Origin of the sequence: Enterococcus sp. AZ119 (assembly GCF_050546175.1) — a bacterium.
GTDB lineage: Bacteria > Bacillota > Bacilli > Lactobacillales > Enterococcaceae > Enterococcus > Enterococcus faecalis.
The window spans coordinates 2,198,577-2,224,417 of sequence record NZ_CP172951.1 but is presented as its reverse complement, the minus strand read 5'-3'; the positions used below and the strand labels follow the sequence as shown (position 1 = coordinate 2,224,417).

General features: G+C 37.5%; 26 protein-coding genes and 1 other annotated feature. Of the genes, 17 read left to right on the top strand and 9 right to left on the bottom strand.

Annotation, left to right across the window (positions count from 1 at the left end):
* Positions 1-12: 12 nt before the first annotated feature.
* The gene (gene sdaAB, locus IGL37_RS10780) at positions 13-681 is read right to left on the bottom strand and encodes an L-serine ammonia-lyase, iron-sulfur-dependent subunit beta (protein WP_002414070.1); all 669 of its coding nucleotides are present in this window, start codon (positions 679-681) and stop codon (positions 13-15) included.
* A 375-nt stretch (positions 682-1,056) separates the two neighbouring features.
* On the opposite strand from sdaAB, the gene lsa(A) reads away from it, so the two are divergent.
* The 5 genes from lsa(A) to rplL all read left to right on the top strand — a co-directional run bounded on the left by lsa(A) (position 1,057) and on the right by rplL (position 5,153).
* Complete coding sequence (gene lsa(A), locus IGL37_RS10775; protein WP_033917831.1) at positions 1,057-2,553, top strand: ABC-F type ribosomal protection protein Lsa(A); 1,497 nt, start codon at positions 1,057-1,059, stop codon at positions 2,551-2,553.
* Between the two features lie 122 nt (positions 2,554-2,675).
* A complete protein-coding gene (gene rplK / locus IGL37_RS10770; protein ID WP_002356424.1) occupies positions 2,676-3,098 on the top strand; it encodes a 50S ribosomal protein L11 in 423 nt (140 codons plus the stop codon).
* Between the two features lie 111 nt (positions 3,099-3,209).
* Complete coding sequence (gene rplA / locus IGL37_RS10765; RefSeq protein ID WP_002356425.1) at positions 3,210-3,899, top strand: 50S ribosomal protein L1; 690 nt, start codon at positions 3,210-3,212, stop codon at positions 3,897-3,899.
* A 62-nt stretch (positions 3,900-3,961) separates the two neighbouring features.
* Positions 3,962-4,091: a sequence feature (ribosomal protein L10 leader region), on the top strand.
* A 130-nt stretch (positions 4,092-4,221) separates the two neighbouring features.
* Positions 4,222-4,722, top strand: a complete 501-nt coding sequence (gene rplJ, locus IGL37_RS10760) for a 50S ribosomal protein L10 (protein ID WP_002356426.1) — start codon at positions 4,222-4,224, stop codon at positions 4,720-4,722.
* Between the two features lie 62 nt (positions 4,723-4,784).
* Positions 4,785-5,153 (top strand): 50S ribosomal protein L7/L12, encoded by a 369-nt coding sequence (rplL, locus tag IGL37_RS10755; protein ID WP_002356427.1) that lies wholly within the window; start codon positions 4,785-4,787, stop codon positions 5,151-5,153.
* A 312-nt stretch (positions 5,154-5,465) separates the two neighbouring features.
* Here the strand turns inward: rplL and IGL37_RS10750 are convergent, their stop codons facing one another.
* Positions 5,466-6,296: an AraC family transcriptional regulator gene (locus IGL37_RS10750; RefSeq protein WP_002356429.1), complete on the bottom strand. Its 831-nt coding sequence runs from the start codon at positions 6,294-6,296 to the stop codon at positions 5,466-5,468.
* Between the two features lie 148 nt (positions 6,297-6,444).
* Between IGL37_RS10750 and IGL37_RS10745 the strand changes: the two genes are divergently transcribed.
* From IGL37_RS10745 to IGL37_RS10735, 3 genes are all read left to right on the top strand, one after another.
* Complete coding sequence (locus IGL37_RS10745; protein WP_002359464.1) at positions 6,445-7,944, top strand: amino acid permease; 1,500 nt, start codon at positions 6,445-6,447, stop codon at positions 7,942-7,944.
* Positions 7,877-10,999, top strand: coding sequence for a beta-galactosidase subunit alpha (ebgA, locus tag IGL37_RS10740; RefSeq protein ID WP_029655894.1), 3,123 nt, complete (start codon positions 7,877-7,879; stop codon positions 10,997-10,999). Before IGL37_RS10745 ends, ebgA begins: the two co-directional genes overlap by 68 nt.
* Before the next feature lie 180 nt (positions 11,000-11,179).
* Positions 11,180-11,428, top strand: coding sequence for a GlsB/YeaQ/YmgE family stress response membrane protein (locus IGL37_RS10735; protein ID WP_002356434.1), 249 nt, complete (start codon positions 11,180-11,182; stop codon positions 11,426-11,428).
* A gap of 368 nt (positions 11,429-11,796) precedes the next feature.
* On the opposite strand, the gene rlmD is transcribed toward IGL37_RS10735, so the two are convergent.
* On the bottom strand, positions 11,797-13,167 hold the full coding sequence (rlmD, locus tag IGL37_RS10730) for a 23S rRNA (uracil(1939)-C(5))-methyltransferase RlmD (RefSeq protein ID WP_033917833.1): 1,371 nt from the start codon (positions 13,165-13,167) through the stop codon (positions 11,797-11,799).
* 131 nt (positions 13,168-13,298) lie between these two features.
* Here rlmD and recX point away from each other — a divergent pair, with 131 nt between their 5' ends.
* From recX to IGL37_RS10710, 4 genes are all read left to right on the top strand, one after another.
* Entirely contained in the window at positions 13,299-14,099 is an 801-nt protein-coding gene (gene recX, locus IGL37_RS10725) for a recombination regulator RecX (protein WP_002356439.1), read from the top strand.
* On the top strand, positions 14,089-15,273 hold the full coding sequence (gene mutY, locus IGL37_RS10720; protein WP_033917834.1) for an A/G-specific adenine glycosylase: 1,185 nt from the start codon (positions 14,089-14,091) through the stop codon (positions 15,271-15,273). The genes recX and mutY overlap by 11 nt, the downstream gene beginning before the upstream one ends.
* A 180-nt stretch (positions 15,274-15,453) precedes the next feature.
* Positions 15,454-16,578, top strand: coding sequence for an LCP family protein (locus tag IGL37_RS10715; RefSeq protein ID WP_002356443.1), 1,125 nt, complete (start codon positions 15,454-15,456; stop codon positions 16,576-16,578).
* Between the two features lie 137 nt (positions 16,579-16,715).
* Positions 16,716-17,201 carry a hypothetical protein gene (locus IGL37_RS10710; protein WP_002356444.1) on the top strand — a complete coding sequence of 162 codons (486 nt, stop codon included), beginning with the start codon at positions 16,716-16,718 and terminating at the stop codon, positions 17,199-17,201.
* Between the two features lie 44 nt (positions 17,202-17,245).
* Here the strand turns inward: IGL37_RS10710 and IGL37_RS10705 are convergent, their stop codons facing one another.
* From IGL37_RS10705 to IGL37_RS10690, 4 genes are all read right to left on the bottom strand, one after another.
* Positions 17,246-17,770, bottom strand: coding sequence for a GNAT family N-acetyltransferase (locus IGL37_RS10705; protein ID WP_002362532.1), 525 nt, complete (start codon positions 17,768-17,770; stop codon positions 17,246-17,248).
* Between the two features lie 16 nt (positions 17,771-17,786).
* Positions 17,787-18,626, bottom strand: a complete 840-nt coding sequence (locus IGL37_RS10700) for an NUDIX domain-containing protein (RefSeq protein WP_002384084.1) — start codon at positions 18,624-18,626, stop codon at positions 17,787-17,789.
* Between the two features lie 144 nt (positions 18,627-18,770).
* A complete protein-coding gene (locus IGL37_RS10695; protein WP_002356447.1) occupies positions 18,771-19,958 on the bottom strand; it encodes a toxic anion resistance protein in 1,188 nt (395 codons plus the stop codon).
* Positions 19,959-19,977: 19 nt separating this feature from the next.
* Positions 19,978-20,658: a 5-bromo-4-chloroindolyl phosphate hydrolysis family protein gene (locus IGL37_RS10690; protein WP_002356448.1), complete on the bottom strand. Its 681-nt coding sequence runs from the start codon at positions 20,656-20,658 to the stop codon at positions 19,978-19,980.
* Between the two features lie 402 nt (positions 20,659-21,060).
* Between IGL37_RS10690 and IGL37_RS10685 the strand changes: the two genes are divergently transcribed.
* From IGL37_RS10685 to IGL37_RS10675, 3 genes are read left to right on the top strand one after another with little or no spacing between them, the layout of a single operon-like run.
* Complete coding sequence (locus IGL37_RS10685; protein ID WP_002356449.1) at positions 21,061-21,645, top strand: NUDIX hydrolase; 585 nt, start codon at positions 21,061-21,063, stop codon at positions 21,643-21,645.
* Positions 21,642-21,938, top strand: coding sequence for a cell wall synthase accessory phosphoprotein MacP (macP, locus tag IGL37_RS10680; protein WP_002356451.1), 297 nt, complete (start codon positions 21,642-21,644; stop codon positions 21,936-21,938). The genes IGL37_RS10685 and macP overlap by 4 nt, the downstream gene beginning before the upstream one ends.
* A 15-nt stretch (positions 21,939-21,953) precedes the next feature.
* Positions 21,954-22,649, top strand: coding sequence for a 5'-methylthioadenosine/adenosylhomocysteine nucleosidase (locus IGL37_RS10675; protein WP_002356454.1), 696 nt, complete (start codon positions 21,954-21,956; stop codon positions 22,647-22,649).
* Between the two features lie 66 nt (positions 22,650-22,715).
* On the opposite strand, the gene IGL37_RS10670 is transcribed toward IGL37_RS10675, so the two are convergent.
* Together IGL37_RS10670 and IGL37_RS10665 are read right to left on the bottom strand one after the other, a co-directional pair.
* On the bottom strand, positions 22,716-22,982 hold the full coding sequence (locus IGL37_RS10670) for a GIY-YIG nuclease family protein (RefSeq protein WP_002356455.1): 267 nt from the start codon (positions 22,980-22,982) through the stop codon (positions 22,716-22,718).
* Positions 22,972-23,706: a tRNA1(Val) (adenine(37)-N6)-methyltransferase gene (locus IGL37_RS10665; RefSeq protein WP_002374085.1), complete on the bottom strand. Its 735-nt coding sequence runs from the start codon at positions 23,704-23,706 to the stop codon at positions 22,972-22,974. The genes IGL37_RS10670 and IGL37_RS10665 overlap by 11 nt, the downstream gene beginning before the upstream one ends.
* Before the next feature lie 188 nt (positions 23,707-23,894).
* Between IGL37_RS10665 and IGL37_RS10660 the strand changes: the two genes are divergently transcribed.
* Positions 23,895-24,521, top strand: a complete 627-nt coding sequence (locus tag IGL37_RS10660) for a lysophospholipid acyltransferase family protein (protein ID WP_002356461.1) — start codon at positions 23,895-23,897, stop codon at positions 24,519-24,521.
* 51 nt (positions 24,522-24,572) lie between these two features.
* Complete coding sequence (locus tag IGL37_RS10655) at positions 24,573-25,841, top strand: exonuclease SbcCD subunit D (RefSeq protein ID WP_281517325.1); 1,269 nt, start codon at positions 24,573-24,575, stop codon at positions 25,839-25,841.

The following is a 25,841-nucleotide window of genomic DNA, read 5'->3' as shown; positions in this document are numbered from 1 at the left end:
CTTTACGTTCATTTAGTCAAAATAGTTAACGCTATATATATGAGGGATTTCAGCTAATTGCATGACAATGTCACCGACTTCGGCTTGATCAACTTCAATAATCATAATCGCTTTTTCCCCTTTAGATTCTCGGGTAACGGTCATTGTACTAATATTGATATCGCTAGCTGAAAGGATGTTGGTCACCTTAGCAATCATGCCAGGAACATCTTGATGAACAACGATAAATGTTGGCGTGCCCATACTTAAAGACAATTTGAAGCCATTTAATTCAGAAATTTGAATGTTTCCACCACCAATTGAAATTCCTGTCACAGATAGTTTTCGGTCGCCAGAAGAAACCACAATTTTAACGGAATTAGGGTGGTCTGCTTTTTCACTTTTAGGAATAAAACAAACTTCCATTCCTTGTTCATAAGCAATTTCCAAAGAATTGGCTAGTTGCTCATCATCTGGTTCCATACCTAAAAGGCCGCCAACTAAGGCGATATCTGTTCCGTGACCACGATAAGTTTTAGCAAAAGACTCATATAAATAAATGTCAACGCTATCAGGTTGCTGTCCAAAAATACTGCGAACCACTTTTCCAATTCTTGCCGCTCCAGCTGTATGAGAACTGCTTGGACCAATCATAACAGGTCCGATAATATCAAAAACACTATTAAAGCGTAACTCTTCCATTTCAGCACCTTCTTCATTAGAATATGTTTTCATTGGAAGTCTAACACAAAAAATGGCGGGGAACTAGGCAATCGCTTGTGTTTTAGCGAATAATTTAAATTTTTATCAGAATGAAAGCAAGGGGCCTTCGTTGACAAATCAGTGAAGAGATGCTAAATTCTAGATAATAAAAGACGAAAAGAGGGATTCGTGCGTTGAAAATTTAAGTTAATTTTTTAGAGAAACTGTATAACTTTGCCTGATTATAACGGGTGGAGTGTGCGGATTTTCGGAAATTAGCTTAAAGAATTCAGCCACGGGTCTTTTTGTATACCTTGGATTGATGCCGCTGATTTCCGTAAAGCTGCATCAATTTTGCTTTATGGAGGTATATTTATGTCGAAAATTGAACTAAAACAACTATCTTTTGCCTATGATAATCAAGAAGTATTGCTTTTTGATCAGGCAAATATCACGATGGATACCAATTGGAAATTAGGATTGATTGGCCGCAATGGCCGTGGGAAAACAACCTTATTAAGATTGTTACAAAAGCAGTTGGATTACCAAGGAGAGATTCTTCATCAAGTCGATTTCGTCTATTTTCCACAAACAGTTGCAGAAGAACAACAGCTCACTTATTATGTCTTACAAGAGGTGACTTCTTTTGAACAGTGGGAATTAGAACGAGAATTAACGCTTTTAAACGTTGATCCTGAAGTTTTATGGCGGCCCTTTTCTTCTTTATCAGGCGGCGAAAAGACGAAAGTTTTATTAGGTCTTCTTTTTATTGAAGAAAATGCCTTTCCTTTAATTGACGAGCCAACAAATCATTTAGATCTAGCTGGCAGACAACAAGTGGCTGAATATTTGAAGAAAAAGAAACACGGGTTTATTTTAGTCAGCCACGATCGGGCATTTGTTGATGAAGTGGTTGATCATATTTTGGCGATTGAAAAAAGTCAATTGACGCTGTATCAAGGGAATTTTTCTATTTATGAAGAGCAAAAAAAATTAAGAGATGCTTTTGAACTAGCAGAAAATGAAAAAATCAAAAAAGAAGTCAATCGCTTGAAAGAAACCGCTCGTAAAAAAGCGGAATGGTCGATGAACCGTGAAGGTGATAAGTACGGCAACGCTAAGGAAAAAGGGAGCGGGGCGATTTTTGATACAGGAGCCATTGGTGCCCGGGCAGCGCGCGTAATGAAGCGCTCGAAACACATTCAACAACGCGCCGAAACACAATTAGCAGAAAAAGAAAAACTATTAAAAGATCTTGAGTATATTGATCCTTTGTCAATGGATTATCAGCCAACGCATCACAAAACATTATTGACGGTGGAAGAGCTTCGTCTAGGCTACGAGAAAAATTGGCTATTTGCGCCAATTTCTTTTTCAATAAACGCGGGAGAAATTGTTGGAATAACAGGAAAAAATGGCTCAGGAAAATCGAGCTTGATTCAGTATTTGTTGGGGGATTTTTCTGGAGATTCAGAAGGCGAAGCCACTTTGGCTCACCAATTAACCATTTCTTATGTGCGCCAAGATTATGAAGACAATCAAGGAACTTTATCCGAATTTGCAGAGAAAAATCAGTTAGATTACACCCAATTTTTAAATAACTTACGAAAACTTGGGATGGAGCGCGCCGTTTTCACTAATCGAATTGAACAAATGAGTATGGGGCAACGGAAAAAAGTCGAAGTAGCCAAATCATTGTCTCAATCAGCTGAACTTTATATTTGGGATGAACCCCTTAATTACTTGGATGTGTTTAATCATCAACAATTAGAAGCGCTAATCTTATCTGTGAAGCCTGCAATGCTAGTGATTGAGCATGATGCGCATTTCATGAAGAAAATAACGGATAAAAAAATTGTCTTGAAATCATAAAAACATCTTGAAAAAGTAAAGGGAATCCTGTATAGTAATAGGGTATGTTTTAAATGTACGTTGAGTGGGAGGGGAAATCTCAACCCCATTAACCACGCACGAGAACTTAAGGAGGTATTTTCGTGGCTAAAAAAGTAGAAAAAATCGTTAAATTACAAATTCCTGCGGGGAAAGCAACACCAGCTCCACCAGTAGGTCCAGCGTTAGGTCAAGCAGGTATCAACATCATGGGATTCACTAAAGAATTCAATGCTCGTACAGCTGACCAAGCAGGCTTAATTATTCCAGTAGTAATCTCTGTATATGAAGATCGTTCATTTACATTCATTACTAAAACACCACCTGCTGCAGTCTTATTGAAAAAAGCTGCAAAAATCGAAAAAGGTTCAGGTGAACCAAACAAAACTAAAGTTGCAACAGTTTCAAGCGATCAAGTGAAAGAAATCGCTGAACTTAAAATGGCAGACCTAAACGCCGCTGACGTTGAAGCAGCAATGCGCATGGTTGCAGGAACTGCACGAAGCATGGGTATCATCGTAGAATAATTTTTATTCCACACTTACTCAAAGAAGTAGCTTCTCAGTTCGTTTCATATTTAAAGATATGAAAGACGTGGGAGGTACAACCGTTATAACCACAATCAAGGAGGAAACAAAATGGCTAAAAAGAGCAAAAAAATGCAAGAAGCATTGAAAAAAGTTGATGCTACAAAAGCTTACTCAGTTGAAGAAGCAGTAGCTTTAGCAAAAGATACAAACATCGCGAAATTTGACGCAACAGTTGAAGTTGCTTACAAATTGAACGTTGACCCTAAAAAAGCAGACCAACAAATCCGTGGAGCAGTTGTGCTTCCAAACGGAACTGGTAAAACACAAACTGTTTTAGTATTCGCTAAAGGCGAAAAAGCTAAAGAAGCTGAAGCTGCTGGTGCAGATTTCGTAGGCGACGACGACATGGTTGCAAAAATCCAAGGTGGATGGTTCGACTTTGACGTAGTTGTTGCGACTCCTGACATGATGGCTACAGTTGGTAAATTAGGCCGTGTCTTAGGACCAAAAGGTTTAATGCCAAACCCTAAAACTGGTACTGTAACAATGGACGTTACAAAAGCTGTTGAAGAAGTTAAAGCTGGTAAAGTAACTTACCGCGTTGACAAAGCTGGTAACATCCACGTACCAATCGGTAAAGTTTCATTTGATAACGAAAAATTGGTTGAAAACTTCAACACAATTAACGACGTATTATTGAAAGCTAAACCATCAACTGCTAAAGGTCAATACATCAAAAACATTTCAGTAACAACAACATTTGGACCTGGAATCCACGTTGACCAAGCTTCTTTCTAATTTGAAAGAAAATAATTAAAAAATTCTTGACTCACTCACTTACCCTATGGTAAAGTGAGTGAGGTTAATAATTAACTGTACCGAAGACAGTAGGTGACGCAAGTCTTAATTTCCTACCGAGGACAATTGTTGAGTTATATACAATTCGGTCCCTCTATGTCTACGGTGGCATGGAGTTTTGTTGTTTTACACGATTTTTTGAAAAAAAGCCGATGTAAAACAATACTTGGCGAACGAAGTGAGCGAAGTTTCATTTGATTCTTCTACTTTACATATCGTAAACCAAGTCCAACTCCACCATCAAAATCAGGAGGTGAAATAAATGAGTGAAGCAGCAATCGCTAAAAAAGAAACCCTAGTTCAAGCAGCCGCTGAGAAATTTGAATCAGCAGCATCAGTTGTAATCGTGGACTACCGTGGTTTAACAGTTGAAGAAGTCACTAACTTACGTAAACAATTACGTGATGCAGGCGTAGAAATGAAAGTCATCAAAAACTCAATCCTTTCTCGTGCAGCTAAAAAAGTTGGTTTAGACGGCTTAGACGAAGTCTTTACAGGCCCAACTGCTGTCGCATTCAGCAACGACGATGTAGTAGCACCAGCTAAAATCATCGACGAATTTGCTAAAGATGCAAAAGCATTAGAAATCAAAGGTGGCGTCATCGAAGGAAAAGTTTCTTCAGTGGAACAAATTACTGCGTTGGCAAAACTACCAAACCGCGAAGGTTTACTATCTATGCTATTATCTGTATTACAAGCGCCAGTCCGCAACGTGGCTTACGCTGTCAAAGCAGTGGCAGAGAAAAACGAAGAAGTTGCTTAATTGCAGTCTAATTCAAACAAATAAAAAACAAACAATTTTAATTTAAATGGAGGAAATTCAAAATGGCATTAAACATTGAAAACATCGTTGCTGAGTTAGAAACAGCAACTATCTTAGAACTAAGCGAATTAGTTAAAGCTATCGAAGAAAAATTTGACGTATCAGCAGCAGCTCCTGTAGCAGTAGCTGGACCAGCAGCAGGTGGAGCAGCAGAAGAACAAACTGAATTCACTGTTGAATTAACAGCAGCTGGCGATCAAAAAGTTAAAGTTATCAAAGCAGTTCGTGAAGCAACTGGCTTAGGCTTGAAAGAAGCTAAAGCTGTAGTTGATGGCGCTCCTGCACCAGTTAAAGAAGCTGTTTCTAAAGAAGAAGCAGAAGCTTTAAAAGCTGCTTTAGAAGAAGTTGGCGCTTCAGTAACAGTAAAATAATTCATTCAACTTTTGAATGTTCGAGAACCCTTGTGTTGCAAGGGTTCTTTTTTTATAGCAAACGGTAGTTGTCTTTTGCTAAAACAACTACCGCTAGTAAAATATCTATAAAATTTAATTGTCTACTTTGACAAATTAACAACAATACAATCATCTACCACTTTCTCTCCAATATTGTTTATTTGCTAAAACTTGTAAATTATTTATTGATTTTGATTAGTCTATATATCACACTCCCACCTATAATAAAACCCTAATTAATTATTAAATAAATTGTTTTTTTCTTTAACTACAGATAAGCAACAATTTATTTTAAGTCAAAAACTGTTGGCGATATTGTCGAGGTGTCATCTCTTTTTTCTGGAAGAAAAATTTTGAAAAATAAGAAGGTGAAGAAAAACCTGCTTCAAAACTGATTTCCGTGATGGTTAAGGAACTTTTTCTTAATAGAGAACAGGCTTTTTGCAGTTTTAAGTTTTGTACATAAATACTAGGATTTGTTTGTTCATAACGCTGAAACAGCTTAAATAAATAGCTACGATCAATGTTATACTCAGAAGCTAATTGACTAATTGAAAGATTGTTTGAAAAATTTTCGTGAATAGCCATTTTAATTTGGTTAAATAATTGTTGGCTTTGATTTTCGTGCTGTGTAACGGAATGATGCTCTAGATAATTCAACAATTGAAAGCTTTCACTTAAACTGCCAAAATGATTATGTTTCTTCGCTTCTTGGTAAATATTTTTAAATAAACTTTCTAATTTCTTATCAACAGTTCCTTTTAAAATACAATTTTCGGTAGTCAGGCCTATTTTTTCTAAATACTGAGACGAAAGATCTCCAACAAAACCAACCCAATGATAGGTCCAAGGATTTTGCCGATTAGGATAATAAATATTGCGACAATTGGCTGGAATCATAAACAAATCGCCAGCGGTAATGTGTTGTTTTTCCATAAAGGGTGTTGAAAAATAGCCTTCACCATCGCTACAATAATGCAAAACCCAATAATTAATGGGGGCAAACTCAGTTGGTTTTGTCGGACGGCATTTTTCATAGCCAGCTTCATAAAGATGAAATTCTTGGCTAATAGGTTGATCATTAATCAGGATGCTGACATTATTTGTAAAAACATTTTGCATGCTATCACCTCTTTATAAGAGTATGTAAAGGCTTTCTAAAAGTCAACATCTTTACAAGAAATAGGCAACATTTTTTATTTTTAAAAAACTGTAAGCGTTTTACAATGTGTGAGTACTAATTAATTTGATAAAGAGAGGATGTAGTAAAATGGCAACACATTCACGGGAACGATTAGGTTCTGTCGCATTGATGCTCATGACTTTTTCAGCGGTTTTTGCCTTTCCCAGCATTGTTAACAACAGTATTCAGATTGGCCTAGCAACTATTCCAGGCTATTTATTCGGCTCTATTTTTTACTTTTTACCATTTATTCTAATGATTGCAGAATTTGCTTCTGCTAATTCTGAAAATGAATCAGGTGTTCACAGTTGGTTGGAATCTGTGCTAGGACCTAAATGGGCATTTTTAGGTGCTTGGTCGTATTTCTTTGTCAACTTGTTTTTCTTCTGTTCATTACTACCGAATACATTGATTTATGGTTCATACGCTTTTTTAGGTCAAAACGTTTTTCAAGGAAACCATAGTACTAAAATAATTGCAGTGATTTCTATTCTGTTATTTTGGTTAATGACATGGGTTTGTATTAAAGGGGTCTCGTGGATTTCGAAAGTGACTAGCTTAGCGGGTGGTGCACGTTTATTTATGGGCGTAGCTTTTGTGGTTTTAGCCTTTGTCGTCGTGTTTGGTTTTGGCAATGAACCAGCACAAGAGTTTACCACGACGTCAATTATGCCAACTTTTAATTGGACTTTTTTCATGACGATGGCGTGGATTTTACAAGCTGTTGGCGGTGGTGAAAGTATCGGTGTATATATTAAGGATGTTAAAGGCGGCAATAAAACGTTTGTCCGCACGATGATTGGTGCAACGATTGCGGTCGGTATCATGTATATTCTTGGTGCCGTTGCTGTAGGTTTGGTAGTGCCAACGGACGTCTTAAAAGGAAATTTTTCAAATGGTATTTTTGATATCTTTAAAATTTTAGGTACGTATTTCCATATTCCCGCAGCAATGATGGTGCGCTTAGTAGGAATTATCTTATTTGTCGGAAGTCTTGGTTCTTTGGCTCTGTGGACAGCAGCACCAGTTAAAGTATTTTTCTCAGAAATTCCTGATGGGGTCTTCGGTAAGTGGCTAGTGAAAACCAACGAAGAGGGAAATCCAACCAATGCTTTGTTAGTTCAAGGAATTATTGTGACGATTTTAGTTGCCATTCCAGCATTAGGAATTGGAAATATGGATAGCTTTTTAGAAACGTTAATTAATATGACAGCTTCTACGTCATTAGTGCCTGTCTTGTTCTTGTTAATCGCCTATATTGGGCTTCGTTGGAAAAAAGAAACAATGCCGAGAAGTTTCCGCTTTGGTAATCGAACCTTTGGCTTAATTGCGGGAATTTTCTTATTAGCCATTTTTATCTTTGTATTCTTTATGTCAACTGTGCCGGATCCAAAATTAATCATGGAAGAAATCAATGGCACGTTACCGAAAGGAACCGCTAGTCCACTGGGCATGTTGGCGTATAACATTATTGGGTTAATTGTCTTTATGGGCTTTGCTTGGATTTGTTGGAAACGATATGAAACAAAAGAAAAAAATGAAGTTGGTAAAGGAGAAATGGATTATGAAGACTTGGGAAAATTATAAAGTAGATAGTATTAATCGGTTGCCTGGACGAGCACATTTTTCGAGCTTTCCTTCGAAAGAAACAGCGTTATTAAATGAAAATAAATATACACAAGCATACAAAAATTTAAACGGACGCTGGCATTTTCTCTTTTTAGAAGCGCCAGAATACAGCCCAGAAAACTTTTTTGCGACGGACTTTGATACAAGCCAAATGGATCAAATCACTGTTCCTGGAAATTGGCAAGTCCAAGGATATGGCAAAATGCATTACTCTGATTTATGGTACAATTTTCCCATTAATCCGCCGTATGTACCAACGGAAAACCCAACAGGTATTTACAAACGGACATTTGCTATAGATGAAACATTTCACGATAAAAAAATCATTTTACGTTTTTGTGGCGTAGATTCAGCTTATCATGTTTGGGTGAACGGCCATGAAGTTGGCTACAGTAAAGGTGCACGAAATGAAGCAGAATTTGACATTACGCCTTACGCTAAAATTGGTGAAACAAATGATTTAACGGTGCGAGTCTATCAATGGTCAGATGGTACGTATTTAGAGGATCAAGATATGTGGTGGTTAAGTGGTATTTTTCGTGATGTTGAATTACTCGGTGTACCAGAAAATGGGCTGGAAGATTTCTTTATTATTTCCGATTTAGATGATTCGTATCAAAATGGCCACTTGGCAATTACGGGTAAATTTTGGCAAGACAAAGGACAACAAGTTCAATTGGAGTTGATGGATCAGCAGGGAAAAACGGTTCTTAAAGAGACTGTCGCAGGAAATCAAGGTACAGTTGAATTTTCAGCAAGTTTACCGTCTGTCACTGCTTGGTCAGCTGAAAAACCATACTTGTATCAACTATTTATCACTGTTTTTTGTGAAGGGGAAGTCGTCGAAGTTATTCCGCAAAAAGTTGGTTTCAGAAATATTCATGTATCTGGTGAGACTTTCTTAGTCAATGGTGTGGCCATTAAACTAAAAGGAATGAATCGTCATGATTATAATCCGAAAAATGGTCGAGTGGTTAGTCGTGAAGAAATTGAAAAAGATATTCGTTTAATGAAACAATTTAATATTAATGCCATTCGAACCAGTCATTATCCAGCATCTGCTTATTTCTATGATTTATGCGATGAATATGGAATGTATGTGATTGATGAAACTGATTTGGAATGTCACGGCTTTGAATTAACCGGAGAATATGATTGGATTAGCAACGATCCAGAATGGGAAACGGCTTATGTTTCTCGGATGGTACGGATGATTCAACGGGATAAAAACCATCCATCAATTCTCTTTTGGTCGTTAGGAAATGAATCTGCGTTTGGTCATAACTTTATTGAAATGGCCTGTATTGCCAAAGAAATGGATCCAACACGTTTGGTTCATTATGAAGGTGATTTTGAGGCAGAGGTCACGGATGTCTATTCTACAATGTATACGTGGTTGGAACACCCAACTAGAGAATTACTGATGAATACGATTATTGAAAATTCAAAAAAACCGCATATTTTATGTGAATATTGTCATGCGATGGGGAATGGCCCTGGGAATTTAAAAGAATACCAAGAGCTATTTTATGCTCATGATAAATTACAAGGTGGCTTTATTTGGGAATGGTTTGACCATGGCATTGAATCGGTAACAGATAACGGTGAAGTTTATTATCGTTATGGCGGCGATTTCGGCGATGATCCAAGTAACAAAGATTTTTGTATTGATGGGATGTTGATGCCTGACCGTACGCCATCTCCTAGCTTGTATGAATACAAAAAAGTCATTGAACCCATTACAACTAGCGCTATTGACGTTCTGTCAGGTGAATTCTCATTATTGAGTCGGTTTGACTTTGAAAACTTGGCTATCTTTAAGCTGGTTTATACAATTACTGAAGATCAAACAGTGATTCAATCAGGGACAGTAGCAGTGCCAGCAATTGCTGCTAGAGCAGAAGGAAGACTGCACTTACCTTATCATTTAGATTTTCCTAAAAAGGCAGGAGCCGCCTATTATTTAACTCTTTCATATCAATTGAAAGAAACGACTGCCTATGCATCTGCTGGTCATGAATTAGCTACCGCACAGTTTGAATTGCCAATTGCAACACCAGGGATTGAGATCACACCAGTTGGCACGATGATGGCAAAGGAAATTGGCCCTCATTTATACATTGAAGGACCAAACTTTTCAATTAATTTTGATAAAGTGAAGGGCGCCTTAACGAATGTGACACGAGATGGTAAAAAATTATTGCATAGAGGGCCGAAATTTACATTTTGGCGGGCACCGATCAGTAATGATATGGAAATTATTGATGAAATGAAGAAGAAATATTTCTTACATTTAGAGCATGAAATTGTCCGTTCTTTTGAGTGGAAAAAAGTTGATGATTTTATCCAAGTCATCGTAAAAACAATTAACGGAACGACTAACAGTGCTTGGCATTATCAATGTACCTATCAGTATTTAATTGCACCAAATGGCGAAATTTTCTTCGACTTAAAAGGTAGTCCTGCTGGTAAAATTGAAAATGCGCCAGATATGTTACCACGTTTGGGTGTGACTCTCCATTTAGACAAGTCTCTATCAGAAGTAAAATATTTCGGTAAAGGGCCGAGAGAAAACTATGTAGATTCACAAGAAGCTGGTTTACTTGGCGTTTATGATGCTACAGTGGCGGAAATGTTCACTAATTATGTTGTTCCACAAGCCAATGGTAACCACATGGCGACTAAATGGTCCGCATTCACGGATGATCGCGGCCAAGGGGTAGTAGCAACAGCGGCTGATTCATATAATTTTAGTGTTTCTTATTTTGAAGAACAAGCGCTAGATGTTGCTAAGCATACCAATGAATTACAAGAAAGTGAGTATGTTGTTTTAAATATCGATTACAAACAAAACGCCCTAGGTAGCTACTCTTGTGGCCAGTGGCAATTAGAAAAATACCGAACTACGTTTGAAGAATTCCAATTGGCATTCCGCTTAACACCTTTTAATAATAAAGAGATTCAAGCAGCGGATGTCGCACATGAACGAGTAAAACGACCAACAATTTCTTAAATAAAAGCTCAGAACAGTGCACTTCGGTCTCCTGTTCTGAGTTTTTTTAATGAAATTATCAGAAATTATTGCTTTTTTTTCATGGAAACAAGCAAACTATTTTGTTATCTAATAAAAGTAGTCCATAATAGTAACATAGCGAATTATTCGCTAGATAAAGCATTTAGGAGGAATTATTTTATGCATACTTTATGGGTTTTAATCGTTGGTGCTGTTATCGGTGCTATCGCTGGCGCACTTACAAGCAAAGGTCAATCAATGGGTTGGATTGCGAATATCGTTGCCGGTTTAGTTGGTTCATTTATCGGAGAAAAAATCTTAGGTAGCTGGGGTCCTCACGTAGCAGGTATGGCAATTGTGCCATCAATTATTGGGGCAGTAATTTTAGTTGCTGTGGTTTCATTCTTCTTCGGACGAAAAAATAGCTAATTAAGTAAATAATTGTTTAATTAGTTAAAGGAGGTCGGGACAGAACCGTTTAGCTCCGAGAACCAAGTAGGTACTGTTTAACATCTATTTGCTTTGCAAATAGTGTTTCTCAGCAATAAGAAGAAATTTCCGAAAATTATCATAAAACACAACGAGGAACGAGTTGATGTTGCATGATACCTACCCGGTGCTTTTTAATTTTTGGATAATTTCGGCTTATTTCCGAAGGACCTTCAACTCTTAGAGCTTTAGCTCTTAGAAGTTGTTGAGATCGGAGCAACGCGTAGTGTTGGTTCTGTTCCCACCGTTTATCAGTTTTTGAGCGTGGAGCAAAAATCCAAAGTGATTTTTGTCCCACGCTCCTTTTTTTATTTTCTCGTTAATTTTACGACAACTTCACAACGAGCGGTTTGTGGAAACATATCAACAGATTGTAAATAGTCTACTTGATATACTTTGGCTAATTGAACTAAATCACGTGCTAACGTGGATACATTACAAGAAATATACACCATTTTCTTAGGTGGTTGTTTCAAAAGGGCCGTTAATAATTTACGATCCAAACCAGTCCGTGGGGGATCAACTACAATGGCATCAGGTTTAAAGCCTTCTTTGAACCATTTAGGTAATAAGTCTTCAGCTGTTCCAACAGCATAATGTGTGTTCGTAACACCAAGTCGTTTTGCATTGAATATAGCATCGTCAATTGCGGCGGGAATGGTATCCATACCACGAACTTGATGCGCTTGTTTCGCTAAACTTAAGCCAATGGTCCCGACGCCACAATAAGCATCAACAACAGTTTCGTTTGGTTGTAAATCTAAGGCCTTGATTCCTTCATTATATAAAACTTCCGTTTGTTCTGGATTCAATTGGAAAAATGCTCGCGGCGATAAATCAAAGACAACGTCGTTAATGTGTTCTTCAATGCTTTCTTTGCCCCATAAGTGAAGGGTATCATCACCCATTACTAGAGAGGTTTTTTTATTTTGGACATTTTGCATAATAGAAACAACTTCTGGTAATTGTTCATTAATTGCGCGAACCATTTTTTCTTTTTGTGGAAATTTCTGCGATTGTGTAATGAACACTACTTGGACTTCGCCAGTTTGGATGCCCACTCGAACCATTAATGTTCGAAAGATACCACTATTTTTACGTTCATCATAAATTGGTAATTGAAATTTATTCAATAAATCAACTAATGTATTCATCACCTTGGTTGTCGCAGGCTGTTGGACCAAACAGTTATCAATCGGTACTAATTGATGTGAATCAGCTTGATAGAGACCAGCTTCTACTTGGCCATCGATTTGGCGTAATTGGAATTGGGCTTTATTTCGATAATTCCAAGGATTCTCCATCCCAATTGTTTTTCGTAGTTCATAGTTTTGATAATTGGCTGGTTTAAATTTGTTAAGCGCCTGCTTTAATAAATCTTTTTTAAAGTCTAATTGTGCTTTGTAGGCTAAATGTTGTAGTTGGCAGCCGCCACATGTTTCATAGACAGGACAAGGAGGGACCACGCGATCTTTAGCAGCTTTTTTGACAGATTGAAGGGTTCCTTCAGCAAATTTGGGTGTAACATTTGTGATCGTGGCAGTCACTTCTTCTTTCGGTAGCGCCCCAGGAACGAAAATAATTAATTTTTTATAATAGCCGATACCTTCGCCATTAATTCCTAATCGTTTAATTTTTAAAGAAATTTGTTGGCCTTTTTTTACTAGTTGTTGGGTCATATTCTTTCATCCTTTAGTCATCTCACATTTTTCACTTCCTCCCATTTTAGCACATTTTTATTTATTTGGCTTCCAAGGATTCTATGGTATAGTAGAATATATGTTCTGATTTAGAGGGGCAGGAGAATAAGATGACAACAATCACACGAATTAGTAAAGATAAAGGTGAATTTTATCTACTTTGGCTATCTTCAGGCGAAAAACTGCGTGTCTCGGAAGATATTTTAGTACGGCAGCGTCTGCTAAAAGGCCAAGAGTTATCAGATACTTTAATAGAAGAAATAAAAAAAGCCAGTTCTTATGATGTCGGGTTACAAATGGCGATGAATTACTTAAGCTATCAATTACGTTCAAAGAAAGAGATTTTTACTTATTTAAAAGAGAAAGAAATTGTACCTGAAGATCGAGTAAAAATCGTTCAACGTTTAGAAGAGCTGCGGTTGTTGGATGATGCAATTTTTAGTGAAAGTTACGTGCGGACAGCTATGCGAACCAGTGATAAAGGACCACGAAATGTGGCACAACAATTAAAGCAAAAAGGTATTAGTGAAGAAGATATTCAGCATGGTTTGACCTTTTATACGTTAGATGAACAACTTAATGTTGCCACAGCAACTGCAGAAAAAGCCATGAAACGCTATCGAACTAAAAGTTTTAAAGATGCACTTCAGAAAACGCGTCTGCATCTGATGCAAAAGGGCTTTACAAATGAAATCATTGATCTAGCTTTGGAATCTTTAGCTTTTGAAAAGGACGAAGAACAAGAACAACAAGCGTTAAACAAGGAAGGAGAACGTTTATGGCGTGCTAATCAGCGATTTGATTTTTCTAAAAAAGTCCAAAAAGTCAAACAAAGCTTATTCCAAAAAGGGTTTGACTATGATTTGATTCAGCAATTTATTAGCGAAAAGGAAGTAGAACATGACGAATAAAGAGCCTTGGGAGGCGTGGAGTCCCGCAAAAGTTAGTTCATTCCAGGAAGATTTTTTAGCTTGGTATGAACGAGAAAAACGCAATTTACCTTGGCGAGCGAATACAGATGCATATCGTATTTGGATTTCTGAAATTATGCTACAACAAACTCGCGTAGATACAGTCATTGATTATTTTTATCGATTTATGGAATGGTTTCCGACGATTCAAGATTTAGCGGAAGCGCCAGATGATAAGTTGTTGAAAGCTTGGGAAGGGTTAGGTTACTATTCACGAGCGCGTAATTTAAAAGTGGCAGCGCAACAGATTGTTTCAGAATTTGGTGGGAAAATGCCTGACACAATCGAAGATATTCGGAGTTTAAAAGGAATCGGCCCCTATACGGCTGGTGCGATTGGCAGTATTGCCTTTAATCTCCCCGAACCAGCAATTGACGGTAACGTCATGCGGGTAGTGAGCCGTTTATTTGAAATTGATGCAGATATTGCAAAAGCGAGTAGTCGTAAAGTATTTGAAGCGGCGATGCTTAAAATCATCGATCGTGAGCGTCCAGGGGATTTTAATCAAGCTTTAATGGATCTAGGCTCAGCCGTCTGCACCCCAACTTCCCCTAAGTGTGAAAGTTGTCCGCTTCAGCAATATTGTGCGGCCTATCAGGCAGATAAAATGACCGCTTATCCAGTCAAATCAAAAAAAGTTAAGCCGAAAGATGTGTATTATGTCGGCACTATTATTGAAAATAAAAAGCAAGAATTTTTATTAGAACAACGCCCTGAAACCGGTTTGTTAGCCAATATGTGGCTGTTTCCGATTGAAGAAATTAGCAAAAAACAATTTCAACAATTGCAAAAACTGGCGCAACCAGTAGAAACGGAAAAACAATTAACTTTAGAGTTAGCGCCTGTAACAGAGCCTTTGGTCGCTGAAGAACCTGTCAGCTTTTTTACGGACTATGAAACAGTTGTCTGGCAAAAACGTGCCTTAGGCGAAGTCGTTCATATTTTCAGTCATTTGAAATGGCATATCTTAGTCTTTTATGGCCGAAATACAGGCGAATTAACCACACTAGAGTCGCAGCGATGGGTGGCAGCACAACAATTTTCGGACTATGTTTTTCCAAAACCACAGCAAAAAATGGTGGAATTGTTCAAAAAAGAACACAAAAATAAATAACGAAAAAGAGAGGCTTATTTGTTTATAAGCCTCTCTTTTTCGTTCCCTCTAGGTTATACCCCTATATAAATTCTGCTATGTTTAGTTTTGAAGGGGACTGGTAAGATAGACTTGTCTCTTGTCTGCTTAGAGGAGTAGTAATGATGGTGGAGACTTTTTAAGAGAGAGGAAGTACAGCCAATGAGTAGGAAGCGAAAAATCAGCTTAATTAGTTTAGTCATCATTTTGGTTTTTGTCACAGTCGGCTCAGCATACTTTGCTGTAGCGGGTAGCTATTTAAAGAAAACAATTGATAAAGGCTATGTTCCCATAAAAAATGATTATAATGAAGCGCAAAATAAAGATAGTCAATCGTTTTTGATTATGGGGCTAGACAATACAATTGAACGGAAATTAGGCACAACTAGGACTGATGCTATGATGGTGATTACCGTGAATAACAAGACGAAGAAAATAACCTATTTAAGTTTGCCACGGGATAGTTTTGTTCAAATTGATGCGAAAAATTACCAAGGGATGCAGCGAATTGAAGCCGCCTATACCTACGATGGACCAACAGCTTCTGTTAACACAGTTGAGAAATTATTGAATATTCCAATCAATCATTACGTTGTGTTTAACTTTTTATCTTTTATTAAGTTAATTGATGCGGTTGGCGGCATAGATGTCAATGTCAAGCAGGCGTTTGATGGTGTCACCAAAGACGGGCCAGGATCCATTCATTTTGATGCAGGGAAACAGCATTTAGATGGTACGAAAGCTTTATCTTATGCCCGTGAAAGACATAGCGATAACGATATTATGCGTGGATTCCGACAACAAGAAATTATTCAAGCAGTTGAAGACAAGTTGAAATCTGGTCAATCAATCATGAAAATAATGGACATTATTGATTCGTTAAATGGAAACATTCAAACTGATGTGGATTCCAATGAATTGACTCATTTAGTCAAAGAAGGTTTGACTTGGACCAATTATGATAAACAACAGCTTTCTTTTGACTGGCGCACTTTTAGTAATGAAGGGCGCAGTATGGTTGAACTATATCCAGATAGTATTGAAAATGTCCGTCATCAATTACGTGTGTCTTTAAATTTAGAAAAGCCAGATGAACGAGATCAAGACGGCTATGTCTTCCATACGAACGGTGAATTTTTATATCAAAGTGATTATACCGTTCAAGATGAAGCAGCTGAGGAAAACGAAATGACTTCCATCAACGGCAATACGTATATTGGTGTTCCTGGCAATACACAGACCGGCCCGTTGCCATCAGTTAAAACGGAAAATGGCTTTATAAAATAATTTATTTTCCAAGTGTAGAAAATCCGAACATAACAGATTAAGTAATCCGCTTACTTCTTATTCTTCTAAGAAAAAAACGAAGGATTTTAGCAAGGAAACAGCGTATCATTTGATATAAACCCAACATTCCCTTTATAATGAAAGTAACAAGCAAATTTTTGTTACTTAGAAGGGGAAGGGAGCAAGGAGTTATGTTTAGTTATACAGATACCATTTTGTCAATTATGCAAAGAATTGAAGTATACAACGAAATTTTCAAAGCCATCTCTAAAGAAGTTCAAGAATACGGTTGTAATCAGGCTGCACATCGGAGAGGCCGTGACACTTATATGTTTTGCCGAAATAATGTGAATCGTTTTTTTACAGAAGAAATGATGTTTCGTAAAAATTTAGAGCCGTATTATGATAAAGAAGCAACGAAAATCTTGCTAGAAGGATTAGATACGTATAAAGAAGGAGTATTTTTCTGGTTAGAGGCATTAAGTGAATCTTGCCAAGTGACAGATGAATTGAAATATCAATTAGGAATCCGCCAAAAAGAATCCTCTTATTTATTAATTAATCAAGCTTGTAAAGAAGCCTGTGAGGGCATTCAAAGCGCTCATAGTGTTCATAAGATGTAAAAAGTTAGGGATAGCTGTCAATCTGGCAGTTATCCCTAACTTTTTTATTTCAATATCATCTGATAAGCATAACGTTCGCCATCGTTAACATCTAAAATCACGTCACCTTGATAAACAAAGCCAGCTTTTTTAATCAGGTGCTGCATAGCGAGATTTTGTGGATGTGTATCAATTCGAATATCAGTAGCACCTTGCAAACGAGCGGCTGTAACCAGTGAGCGCAAAAGCACCAAGGCCAGTCCTTGACCTTGAAAGGAACTTTTTAGAGCAACACGATGAATCGCCGTATACGTAGTTTGAGAATGAGGTTGCCAAGAACCATTAAAAATCGCTTCATAAGCAGGATCAATCTCCGAACATAAAACACCAACGCCTGCCAAGGCATCCTCAACCATTAAAATATAGCAAGTTTGCTGGTCGATATCTTTTGCTAAAATTTCTTGATTCGGGCCATCGCCATTTTGCCATTGGGGAATGCCACTTTTTTGTAAGGTGCGGCGTCCATCTTCAATGATAGCAAGGATGTCAGGCAAATCAGAAGGTTCTGCTTTTCTTAAGTAAACAGTCAAAAAATATTCCCTCCTCTTAGAAACCTGTTGTTGTTTTCAATTGGTAAATTTTTGAAGGGCGGCCAATGCCAACGGGACGTTCACCTAACTCTTCAAAATATTGTGTCATGGCTTTTTTAAAATTTGAATGGTCAATGCTGCGATAATCAACGCCGAGGAACTTCGCAAAAACTTTACGGGCTTCCGTAATGGTGAAATCTTTTCCTAAGACTTGAAGCACTTGCGGTTCATGTTCCATTTTATCAACAACACGATTAAACGCCTTAATTATAATTTCACTATGGTCGAAGGCTAATGTATCTTTACCAAGAGAGGCCGCTGTTTTCAAGTCTAAAGTAATTTCCACATCTTCATGAGATAACGTGATATGTTGACCATGTCGTTCAAGATTGAACCAGTGGACTTCTTTGGCATCGTCGCCAGCAATTAAAGGTTCTTCACCAATAAAGGCTAAATAGCTGACTGTCACGACCCAGCCACGAGGATCTCGATCTGGGCGACTAAAGCTGTGTAATTGTTCAATATTTTCTTGAGAAATCACCACACCAGTTTCCTCTTTTGTTTCTCTTAAAACACTATCTTCAGTAGATTCGTTGCGATTAACAAAACCGCCAGGAAGCGCCCATGAGTTTCTAAAGGGGTGACCTTTACGTTGAATCAGTAAGACTTTCAATTGATCGGCTTCCTTGTTGTAACAAAGAAGAACCATATCAACGGTTAAAGAGGGTTTTTCATATTCAGGTAATTCTTGTTGATGATACCAAGTTAAAAACTCTGCTAAGCTAGCTTGGCGTTCATAATAATTTTTTTCTTCGGCTTTAGAAGCAAATTGTGGCACAATTGCTCCTCCTTTCAAAAAGAAACATGGTTTTCTTTTATTGTATCATTAAGTGGCTGAAATACAATATTCAAGCGTAAAAAGAAAAGCAAGCCTGGGACAAAAATCACTTTGGATTTTTGTCCCAGGCTTGTACTATAAGAAGTTTGTTCTAAACGTTGTTTATTGTGTTAATTCTAATAATTTATTTTTCAAATCTTCTTCCATATGGCCAAGTTCGATCTCGGCAGCTTGGCGTTTTTCTTTTCCTTCTTGTTGAATACGTAATGTTTCTTGGATAGTTTCAATTAAATCATTTTGTGTTTTTTGTAATGTTTCAATATCGACTAGGCCACGTTCGTTTTCTTTTGCTGTTTCAATTGCAGAAATTTTTAGCATTTCTGAATTTTTCTTCAGTAAGTCATTGGTGGTTTCAGAGACTTGACGTTGAGCAGTCACAGCATCTTTTTGACGGAGTAAGGTTAAGGCGATGACTACTTGGTTTTTCCATAACGGAATCGCCGTATTCACCGATGATTGAATTTTCTCAGCCAAAGCTTGGTTAGTATTTTGAATTAAACGAATTTGTGGGGCTTGTTGAATCGTAATTTGACGAGCCAAGCGTAAATCATGGGTTCTTTTTTCTAAACGGTCTAGGAATTGGTTATAATCATTAACAATTTGGACATCCATTTGATCCCCAGATTCTTCCGCTTTTTTCATGGCTTCAGGAATAATTTGCGTCCGTAGTTCTTCTGCTTTTAATTCCCCAGCGGCAATATAGATGTTTAAGGCATCAAAATAATCTTTATTTTTTTGATACAATTGATCTAACATGGCATTATCTTTTAAAAGACCATCTTTTTCATGGGTTAATTTGACAGCAATTTTGTCAATTTGCGCACCAATTTTTTGATATTTGGCGGTAATTTCGTAAACGGATTGTTTGACTTTACCTAACATTTTTTGAATAAAGTTGCCTTCGCCAGCACGTAATTCATTGGGATTGGCTTCATTTAAACGAAACATTAGATCGGTCAGTGAATCACCAACAGGACCAATGTCTTGTGCTTGAACGTGGTTTAACATCGCTTGCGAAAATTCGCCGAGTTTGATTTGGGCATTTGAACCATAGGTAATTACTGCTTGTGAATCTTGGACGTCAATTTTTGAAGCTAACTCTTTTGCTTGGGCTTGACGTTCTTGTGGTAATTTATCAATTAAACGAGGAGCTGCTTGCTGTTCTTTTAACTCAGATAGTTCATTTTGTTGCGTTGGTGTTAGTTCATCCATTGATGAAAATGGATTACTTAATAAATCATCCAATGTATTGGTTACAGATGTTGTTTCTTTGGGTTGTTGCTCAGTCATTTTTTTTCCTCCCTAATGATTATTGCTGGTCTTCGTTTACTTGAGGTGATTCCTCAGTTGCAGCTTTTTGCGACAAGCTGCTTTTAGCGATCGACATTTCGACATCTAAATCGTCTAAGTCATCGGAAACGATTTCCTCATAATCATTTTTAACTAATTTTGACAATTGGTCAATGATTTGTGCGCTTTCTTCTAATTTTTCATACGTTTGTTTGTTTTTTACTTCATGTTGTTCGATTTCTAAATGCTTACTTGTTAAGTCAACGATATTTGGTAAATGTGTATAGAGAAAGTGATTGGCTAAGTGTAACTTTTTAGGTTCTTTCACTAACTCTTTAAACAGAGCTTTAGAAACCTTCGTTGTATCATTACGTAAGTCAATCGCCCGTAATTTAGTTGAACGATTCATGTTTTCTTGTAATTGTATGATTTGTTTTTTGGCTGTGCTCATTGTACTTCTGAAAAAATCAATTTCTTGTGGAGATAACCCCAATTCACGATAATGGGCTTCTTTATCTTTTGTTAAGTAAGGCATTTGATCGCTCTTGTCGGCGGCATTTTTCTTTTTTCGATAGAGAACGAATACTAAAAAGCCTACCAGAATCACAAAAGCGAAGAAGCCATATTCTCTAGCGACAGCAATGATTAAGGCTCCTAAAAGAATATAGCCAATCAGTAATTTTGTATTTAATTTGTTCATTTATATAGTTCCTCCTATCTATCTAATCCTCGAAAGAGTCAGCTCTCGTTACAATAGTTATTTTAGCATACTCTGTGAGAGAAAAGACATACAGCGGAAGATGTATTTTATGATTTAGTGAAATCCTAAGAAAAAAAGTATAAAACGCAAAAAAAGACCCGTCCTAATTGGGGGTAGGACGGGAAAGGAGTTAAAAATGAAAAAGTGTTTTGTTAGGGTTGTTTGTTGGTATGCTTAAATAATACAAGGAAGTTGTGAATTTTTTATGTCTATTTTTTTTCGAAAATGTAATTTTTTTCTAAAGCAATAAATTTTTTTCTTTGAAAAGGGTTTAACTAGAGAAGAAGGGGTGCGATTTTTATCATTTTAGGGTATGATAAACAAGAAAGGTTGGTGAAAGATATGTTAAATTATGAGGACTTCGAAGAAAAAACACTTCAACGTCGAGAAATTTTTAAAGGAAAGATTATTGATGTTTTTTTGGATGACGTGGCTTTACCGACAGGCGGCACTGCTAAACGCGAATTGGTTTTTCATTCAGGCGCAGTAGCTATGATTCCGTTAACCGCAGAAGGAAAAATCGTATTAGTTAAACAATTTAGAAAACCCTTGGAACAAGTGATTTTAGAAATTCCAGCGGGAAAAATTGATCCTGGAGAAGAAAATCAACTGGAAACGACGGCTATGCGGGAATTGGAAGAAGAAACTGGGTATCGTGCGGGTCAGCTCACCTACATAAATTCAATGTATCTGTCACCAGGATTTGCTAATGAAAAATTGGCTCTCTATTTGGCAACGGATTTGCAGAAAGTCGAAAATCCGCGTCCTCAAGATGAAGATGAAATCTTGGAACTTTACGAGCTAACAATAGCTGAAGCCAAAGCAGAAGTGGCAAAGGGCACGATTTGTGATGCCAAAACACTTTTTGCTATACAATACTGGGAATTGTATTTACTGCAGAGACAGTTTAAGGAGGACACGCAATGAGCAAAGGTCCGTTAGTCACTCGGACAGAACTTCGCAAACGCAGAGAAGCAGAAGAAAAAGAAGCAGAACGTCGTCAGCAGGAAGAACAGAAGCTGGCGGAAAAAGCGTATAAGCGAAAAGAAAAAGAAATTTCGACGTTTTATCGTAAAGAAAAGAAAAAACAAAAACCGATCAACAAGTCACGAGTAGGAGAATACTCGAAGCGTCGAGAACGGAGTACTTGGTTAAACAAGGCAATTATTATTGTAGCGATTTTATTAGCCGTTGTGGCGTATATCGTTTTGAATTTATAGAAAAGAGGAATCACTATGAAAATTGGAATTATTGGAGCAATGGATCAAGAGGTCAAAATTCTAAAAGAAAAATTGACAGACACGATGTCATGGGAACGAGCAGGCGCTTTATTTGTTTCTGGTTCGTTAGGAAGACATGAGGTGATTGTGGTTCGTTCAGGAATTGGTAAAGTGGCCTCAGCTGTGACCACGACTTTATTGATTCATCAATATGGCGTAAATATGGTGATTAATACAGGTTCTGCTGGTGGTATCGGTGAAGGACTAAAAGTCGGCGATTTAGTCATTGCAGACAAATTAGCTTACTTTGATGTTGATGTCACTGGTTTTGGTTATGCCTATGGACAATTGCCTGGTGGTGTGCCTTTGTATTTTGAAACAAGTGAATACTTGCGGATGGAAATTGCGAAAGCTGCTGAAAAAACTGGTTTAGCTATTCGTAAAGGATTGATTGTTACTGGAGATACTTTTGTGGATAGCGCTGAGAAAATCGCCAAAATTAAGAAAGAGTTTCCTGAAGCCTTAGCTTGTGAAATGGAAGGCGCAGCAATTGGCCAAGCGGCTTCACAGTTCAATATTCCATTCTTAGTTGTACGGGCAATGAGTGATACAGCAGATGGCGAAGCAACTCAAAGCTTTGACGAATTCATCGATGAAGCTGGGAAAAAATCAGCCGAAATGGTTATTCATTTTGTCGAGAACTTAGTTTAAAAAGAGAAAGAAACAGCCATCATTTCATCAATGAAATGATGGCTGTTTCTTTTTGCTTATTGTCACTTAATGAAAGGTTTTTAAATACTGTTCTTTTTGTTTACGCGTTAATTTTTTAAAGGCAGCTTCGGCTTTGGTGGCCGCGCTACGTGTTTCAAATTTCTCTGTATGAATCATTTTGACTGGGCGGCGTTTGGCTAACCGTGTATATTTTGCACCAGTTCCGCTATTATGTTCGGTTAATCGACGTTCTGGCTCAGTTGTATAGCCACCGTAAAAGGAACCATCTTGGCAAAGTAAAACATAAAAATAATGGGATTTCTTATTCTCCATACAGCATAGCCTTCATTTCTGCTTCGTATTCGTTCTTTTCATTGTATGTAAAAAGAGGTGGTAACACACGAAAACCGTCTTTTTTGCCTTGCTTAATGCCTTCAATTAGTAAAACATTGGCTTCTTTGCCTGGCTTCGGATAAACAAACCGAGCTTTTTTCGGCGCAATATTGGCGTTTTCCATGGCATGTAAAATATCCAGGAAACGATCAGGACGATGAACCATTGCGAGGCGACCATTTGTTTTTAATAAATCCGCTGACACAGTGACCACTTCTTGAAGAGACGTGTGAATTTCATGACGGGCAATCGCTAAATGCGGGTTTGGATTTTTTTGGCTAGTTGGTCGTTCTTTAAAGTATGGGGGATTACATAGTACTAAATCCACAGAATCTTTTTTGATGACTTCTGTCGCTTGTTTTAAATCACGTTCATACATCGTTACTTGTTTTTCCAATTTATTTAATAGAATACTTCGTTGACCCATATCTGCCAAACGAGGTTGTAATTCGATTTGGTCGATCTTTGCAGCTGTTTTCCGACTAACGAAGAGGCCGACCGCGCCATTGCCAGCACACAAATCGACAATCTTGCCTTTTTTTGGTAGTTGCGGAAAATTAGCCAATAAGACTGCATCAATGGAAAAAGAAAAGACTTCTTTGCTTTGAATAATTTTAATATCATCCGCATATAATTGATCAATCCGTTCGCCGGATAATAACATAGATTAAGAACCTCCAACTTTTCATCTGATTGTTCATGTATTATACTACTTTTAAACCCGTATGACAAAATCTGTTCCCTAGATTAGTAGGGACATGTTATTTCTCTAATTGATAGACGTAAAAAAAGCTTGTCAAAAGGTAGAGCTTTCGGCATACTAGAAAGCGGAGAGAAGAAAGGAAGAAAATTATGTTTTTTACATTTATGCGTGGCGTGGTTCGCGTCATTTTATTTGTGATTAATGGAAATGCACATTATGAAAATAAAGAAAAATTACCAAAAGACCAAAACTATGTCTTAGTTGCGCCGCATCGAACATGGTGGGAACCGCTGTATTTAGCTGTTGCTGGCAGTCCTAAGAAGTTTAGTTTTATGGCAAAAAAAGAGTTGTTTAAAAATCCTGTTTTACGTTTCATTTTAAAACATGCGAATGCGTTTCCAGTGGATCGTGAGAAGCCCGGTCCCAGCGCGATTAAAACACCTGTCAAAATTTTAAAAAATTCTGATTTAAGTTTGATTATGTTCCCTAGTGGCACGCGTCATTCCTCAGAATTAAAAGGCGGGGTAGCCTTGATTGCTAAAATGGGGCGAGTACCTATCGTGCCATCTGTTTATCAAGGTCCGTTAACCTTAAAAGAGTTGTTTAAACGTAAAAAAGTAACGGTTCGTTTTGGGGAGCCAATCGATATTAGCGATATTAAAAAAATGGATAAAGACGGTTTAGCTGAAGTGGAACGTCGGATGCAAGAAGCATTTGATCAGTTAGATAAAGAAATTGATCCAACTTTTAAATATGAATCAACAGAAAAAGAATAAAACAAACCGCTACAAAATAGGAATGTTACTGGCAGGTAGTCTCATCAAAAGATGATGCTCCCTGTCTTTTTTCTTGTGTTAAGAAAAAAGTTTGTTAAAAATCTAATTCTTCTGTCCGATTTTCTTAAAAAATACCAGAAATTTGTTATAATAATAAGAAGGACTTTTTTAGGCGGTGAAAAAATGAAATTTTTACATACAGCAGATTGGCATATTGGCAAAAAATTACATGGTTTTGATTTGTTGGCAGAACAAAGGGAAGCCTTTAAACAAATCTTAGCAATTGCGAAAGAAGAGCAAGTGGATGCTGTTGTGATCGCTGGAGATTTGTATGATCGCTCTGTTCCAGCAGTTGAAGCAGTCGAGATTTTTAATGAAATGATGATTCAAATGAATCTCAAAGAGCATTTCCCCGTGTTAGCTATTTCGGGAAACCATGATAGCAGCACTCGTTTAGAAACAGGAAGCCCTTGGTTTAACCAAACGCAATTTCATTTGAATACGCGTTTAGAACAAGCCTTTCAACCAATTGAAATCGACAATACCCAATTTTATTTGTTGCCTTATTTTGAACCGATTGCGGCTCGCTTATATTTTGAAGATGAAACGATTCGAACGATTCAGGCGGCGATGGAAAAAGTTGTCGCGAAAATGCAGGAATCTTTTCTTCCCAACAAAAAACAGGTGTTAGTTAGTCATTTTTTTGTCGCTGGCAGTGAAAAAACTGATTCTGAAACAAAATTAACAGTGGGTGGTTTGGATGTTGTACCGACGGCTTTGTTAGAGCCTTTTGATTACGTCGCGTTGGGCCACTTACATGGAAAAAATGCGTTGCAGGCACCTAATGCTCGATACAGTGGCTCGCCTGTAAAATTTTCTTTATCAGAAATGACACAAGAAAAGGGTGTTTGGCTTGTTGAAACAGAAGCTGAAGTTCATTTTCAATTCCGTGCTTTGAAACCATTGCGAGACATTCAACAATTGACGGGCTCGTTTCAGCAGTTAACGGATCCCGCTTTTTATCAAGAAGTGAATCGGGAAAATTATTTACATGTCCAATTAACTGACCGAGCGATCATTCCCAACATGATGAATCAATTGCGAAAAATTTACCCCAAAATTATTGGGCTGGAACGTTTGAATGGTCGAGAAACAAGCAACGGAAATCAGAAAAAAGTGGTACAAATAGAACAACGTTCACCAGAAGAACATCTGCATGACTTTTTTAACGATGTGACAGGAGAGGCCTTGACAGAACAACAAGCACAATGGGTCCAAGAAGAACTGAGTACACTTAATCAATTAGAAAGAGGGAAGTAA

Excerpts from the sequence above, each read along its gene's own strand:
- sdaAB (WP_002414070.1), bottom strand. The coding sequence starts at position 681 with ATGGAAGAGTTACGCTTTAATAGTGTTTTTGATATTATCGGACCTGTT.
- rplA (WP_002356425.1), top strand. The coding sequence starts at position 3,210 with ATGGCTAAAAAGAGCAAAAAAATGCAAGAAGCATTGAAAAAAGTTGAT.
- rplJ (WP_002356426.1), top strand. The coding sequence starts at position 4,222 with ATGAGTGAAGCAGCAATCGCTAAAAAAGAAACCCTAGTTCAAGCAGCC.
- rplL (WP_002356427.1), top strand. The coding sequence starts at position 4,785 with ATGGCATTAAACATTGAAAACATCGTTGCTGAGTTAGAAACAGCAACT.
- IGL37_RS10750 (WP_002356429.1), bottom strand. The coding sequence starts at position 6,296 with ATGCAAAATGTTTTTACAAATAATGTCAGCATCCTGATTAATGATCAA.
- IGL37_RS10745 (WP_002359464.1), top strand. The coding sequence starts at position 6,445 with ATGGCAACACATTCACGGGAACGATTAGGTTCTGTCGCATTGATGCTC.
- ebgA (WP_029655894.1), top strand. The coding sequence starts at position 7,877 with ATGAAACAAAAGAAAAAAATGAAGTTGGTAAAGGAGAAATGGATTATG.
- IGL37_RS10735 (WP_002356434.1), top strand. The coding sequence starts at position 11,180 with ATGCATACTTTATGGGTTTTAATCGTTGGTGCTGTTATCGGTGCTATC.
- rlmD (WP_033917833.1), bottom strand. The coding sequence starts at position 13,167 with ATGACCCAACAACTAGTAAAAAAAGGCCAACAAATTTCTTTAAAAATT.
- recX (WP_002356439.1), top strand. The coding sequence starts at position 13,299 with ATGACAACAATCACACGAATTAGTAAAGATAAAGGTGAATTTTATCTA.
- mutY (WP_033917834.1), top strand. The coding sequence starts at position 14,089 with ATGACGAATAAAGAGCCTTGGGAGGCGTGGAGTCCCGCAAAAGTTAGT.
- IGL37_RS10715 (WP_002356443.1), top strand. The coding sequence starts at position 15,454 with ATGAGTAGGAAGCGAAAAATCAGCTTAATTAGTTTAGTCATCATTTTG.
- IGL37_RS10710 (WP_002356444.1), top strand. The coding sequence starts at position 16,716 with ATGAAAGTAACAAGCAAATTTTTGTTACTTAGAAGGGGAAGGGAGCAA.
- IGL37_RS10695 (WP_002356447.1), bottom strand. The coding sequence starts at position 19,958 with ATGACTGAGCAACAACCCAAAGAAACAACATCTGTAACCAATACATTG.
- IGL37_RS10690 (WP_002356448.1), bottom strand. The coding sequence starts at position 20,658 with ATGAACAAATTAAATACAAAATTACTGATTGGCTATATTCTTTTAGGA.
- IGL37_RS10685 (WP_002356449.1), top strand. The coding sequence starts at position 21,061 with ATGTTAAATTATGAGGACTTCGAAGAAAAAACACTTCAACGTCGAGAA.
- macP (WP_002356451.1), top strand. The coding sequence starts at position 21,642 with ATGAGCAAAGGTCCGTTAGTCACTCGGACAGAACTTCGCAAACGCAGA.
- IGL37_RS10675 (WP_002356454.1), top strand. The coding sequence starts at position 21,954 with ATGAAAATTGGAATTATTGGAGCAATGGATCAAGAGGTCAAAATTCTA.
- IGL37_RS10670 (WP_002356455.1), bottom strand. The coding sequence starts at position 22,982 with ATGGAGAATAAGAAATCCCATTATTTTTATGTTTTACTTTGCCAAGAT.
- IGL37_RS10665 (WP_002374085.1), bottom strand. The coding sequence starts at position 23,706 with ATGTTATTATCCGGCGAACGGATTGATCAATTATATGCGGATGATATT.
- IGL37_RS10660 (WP_002356461.1), top strand. The coding sequence starts at position 23,895 with ATGTTTTTTACATTTATGCGTGGCGTGGTTCGCGTCATTTTATTTGTG.
- IGL37_RS10655 (WP_281517325.1), top strand. The coding sequence starts at position 24,573 with ATGATGCTCCCTGTCTTTTTTCTTGTGTTAAGAAAAAAGTTTGTTAAA.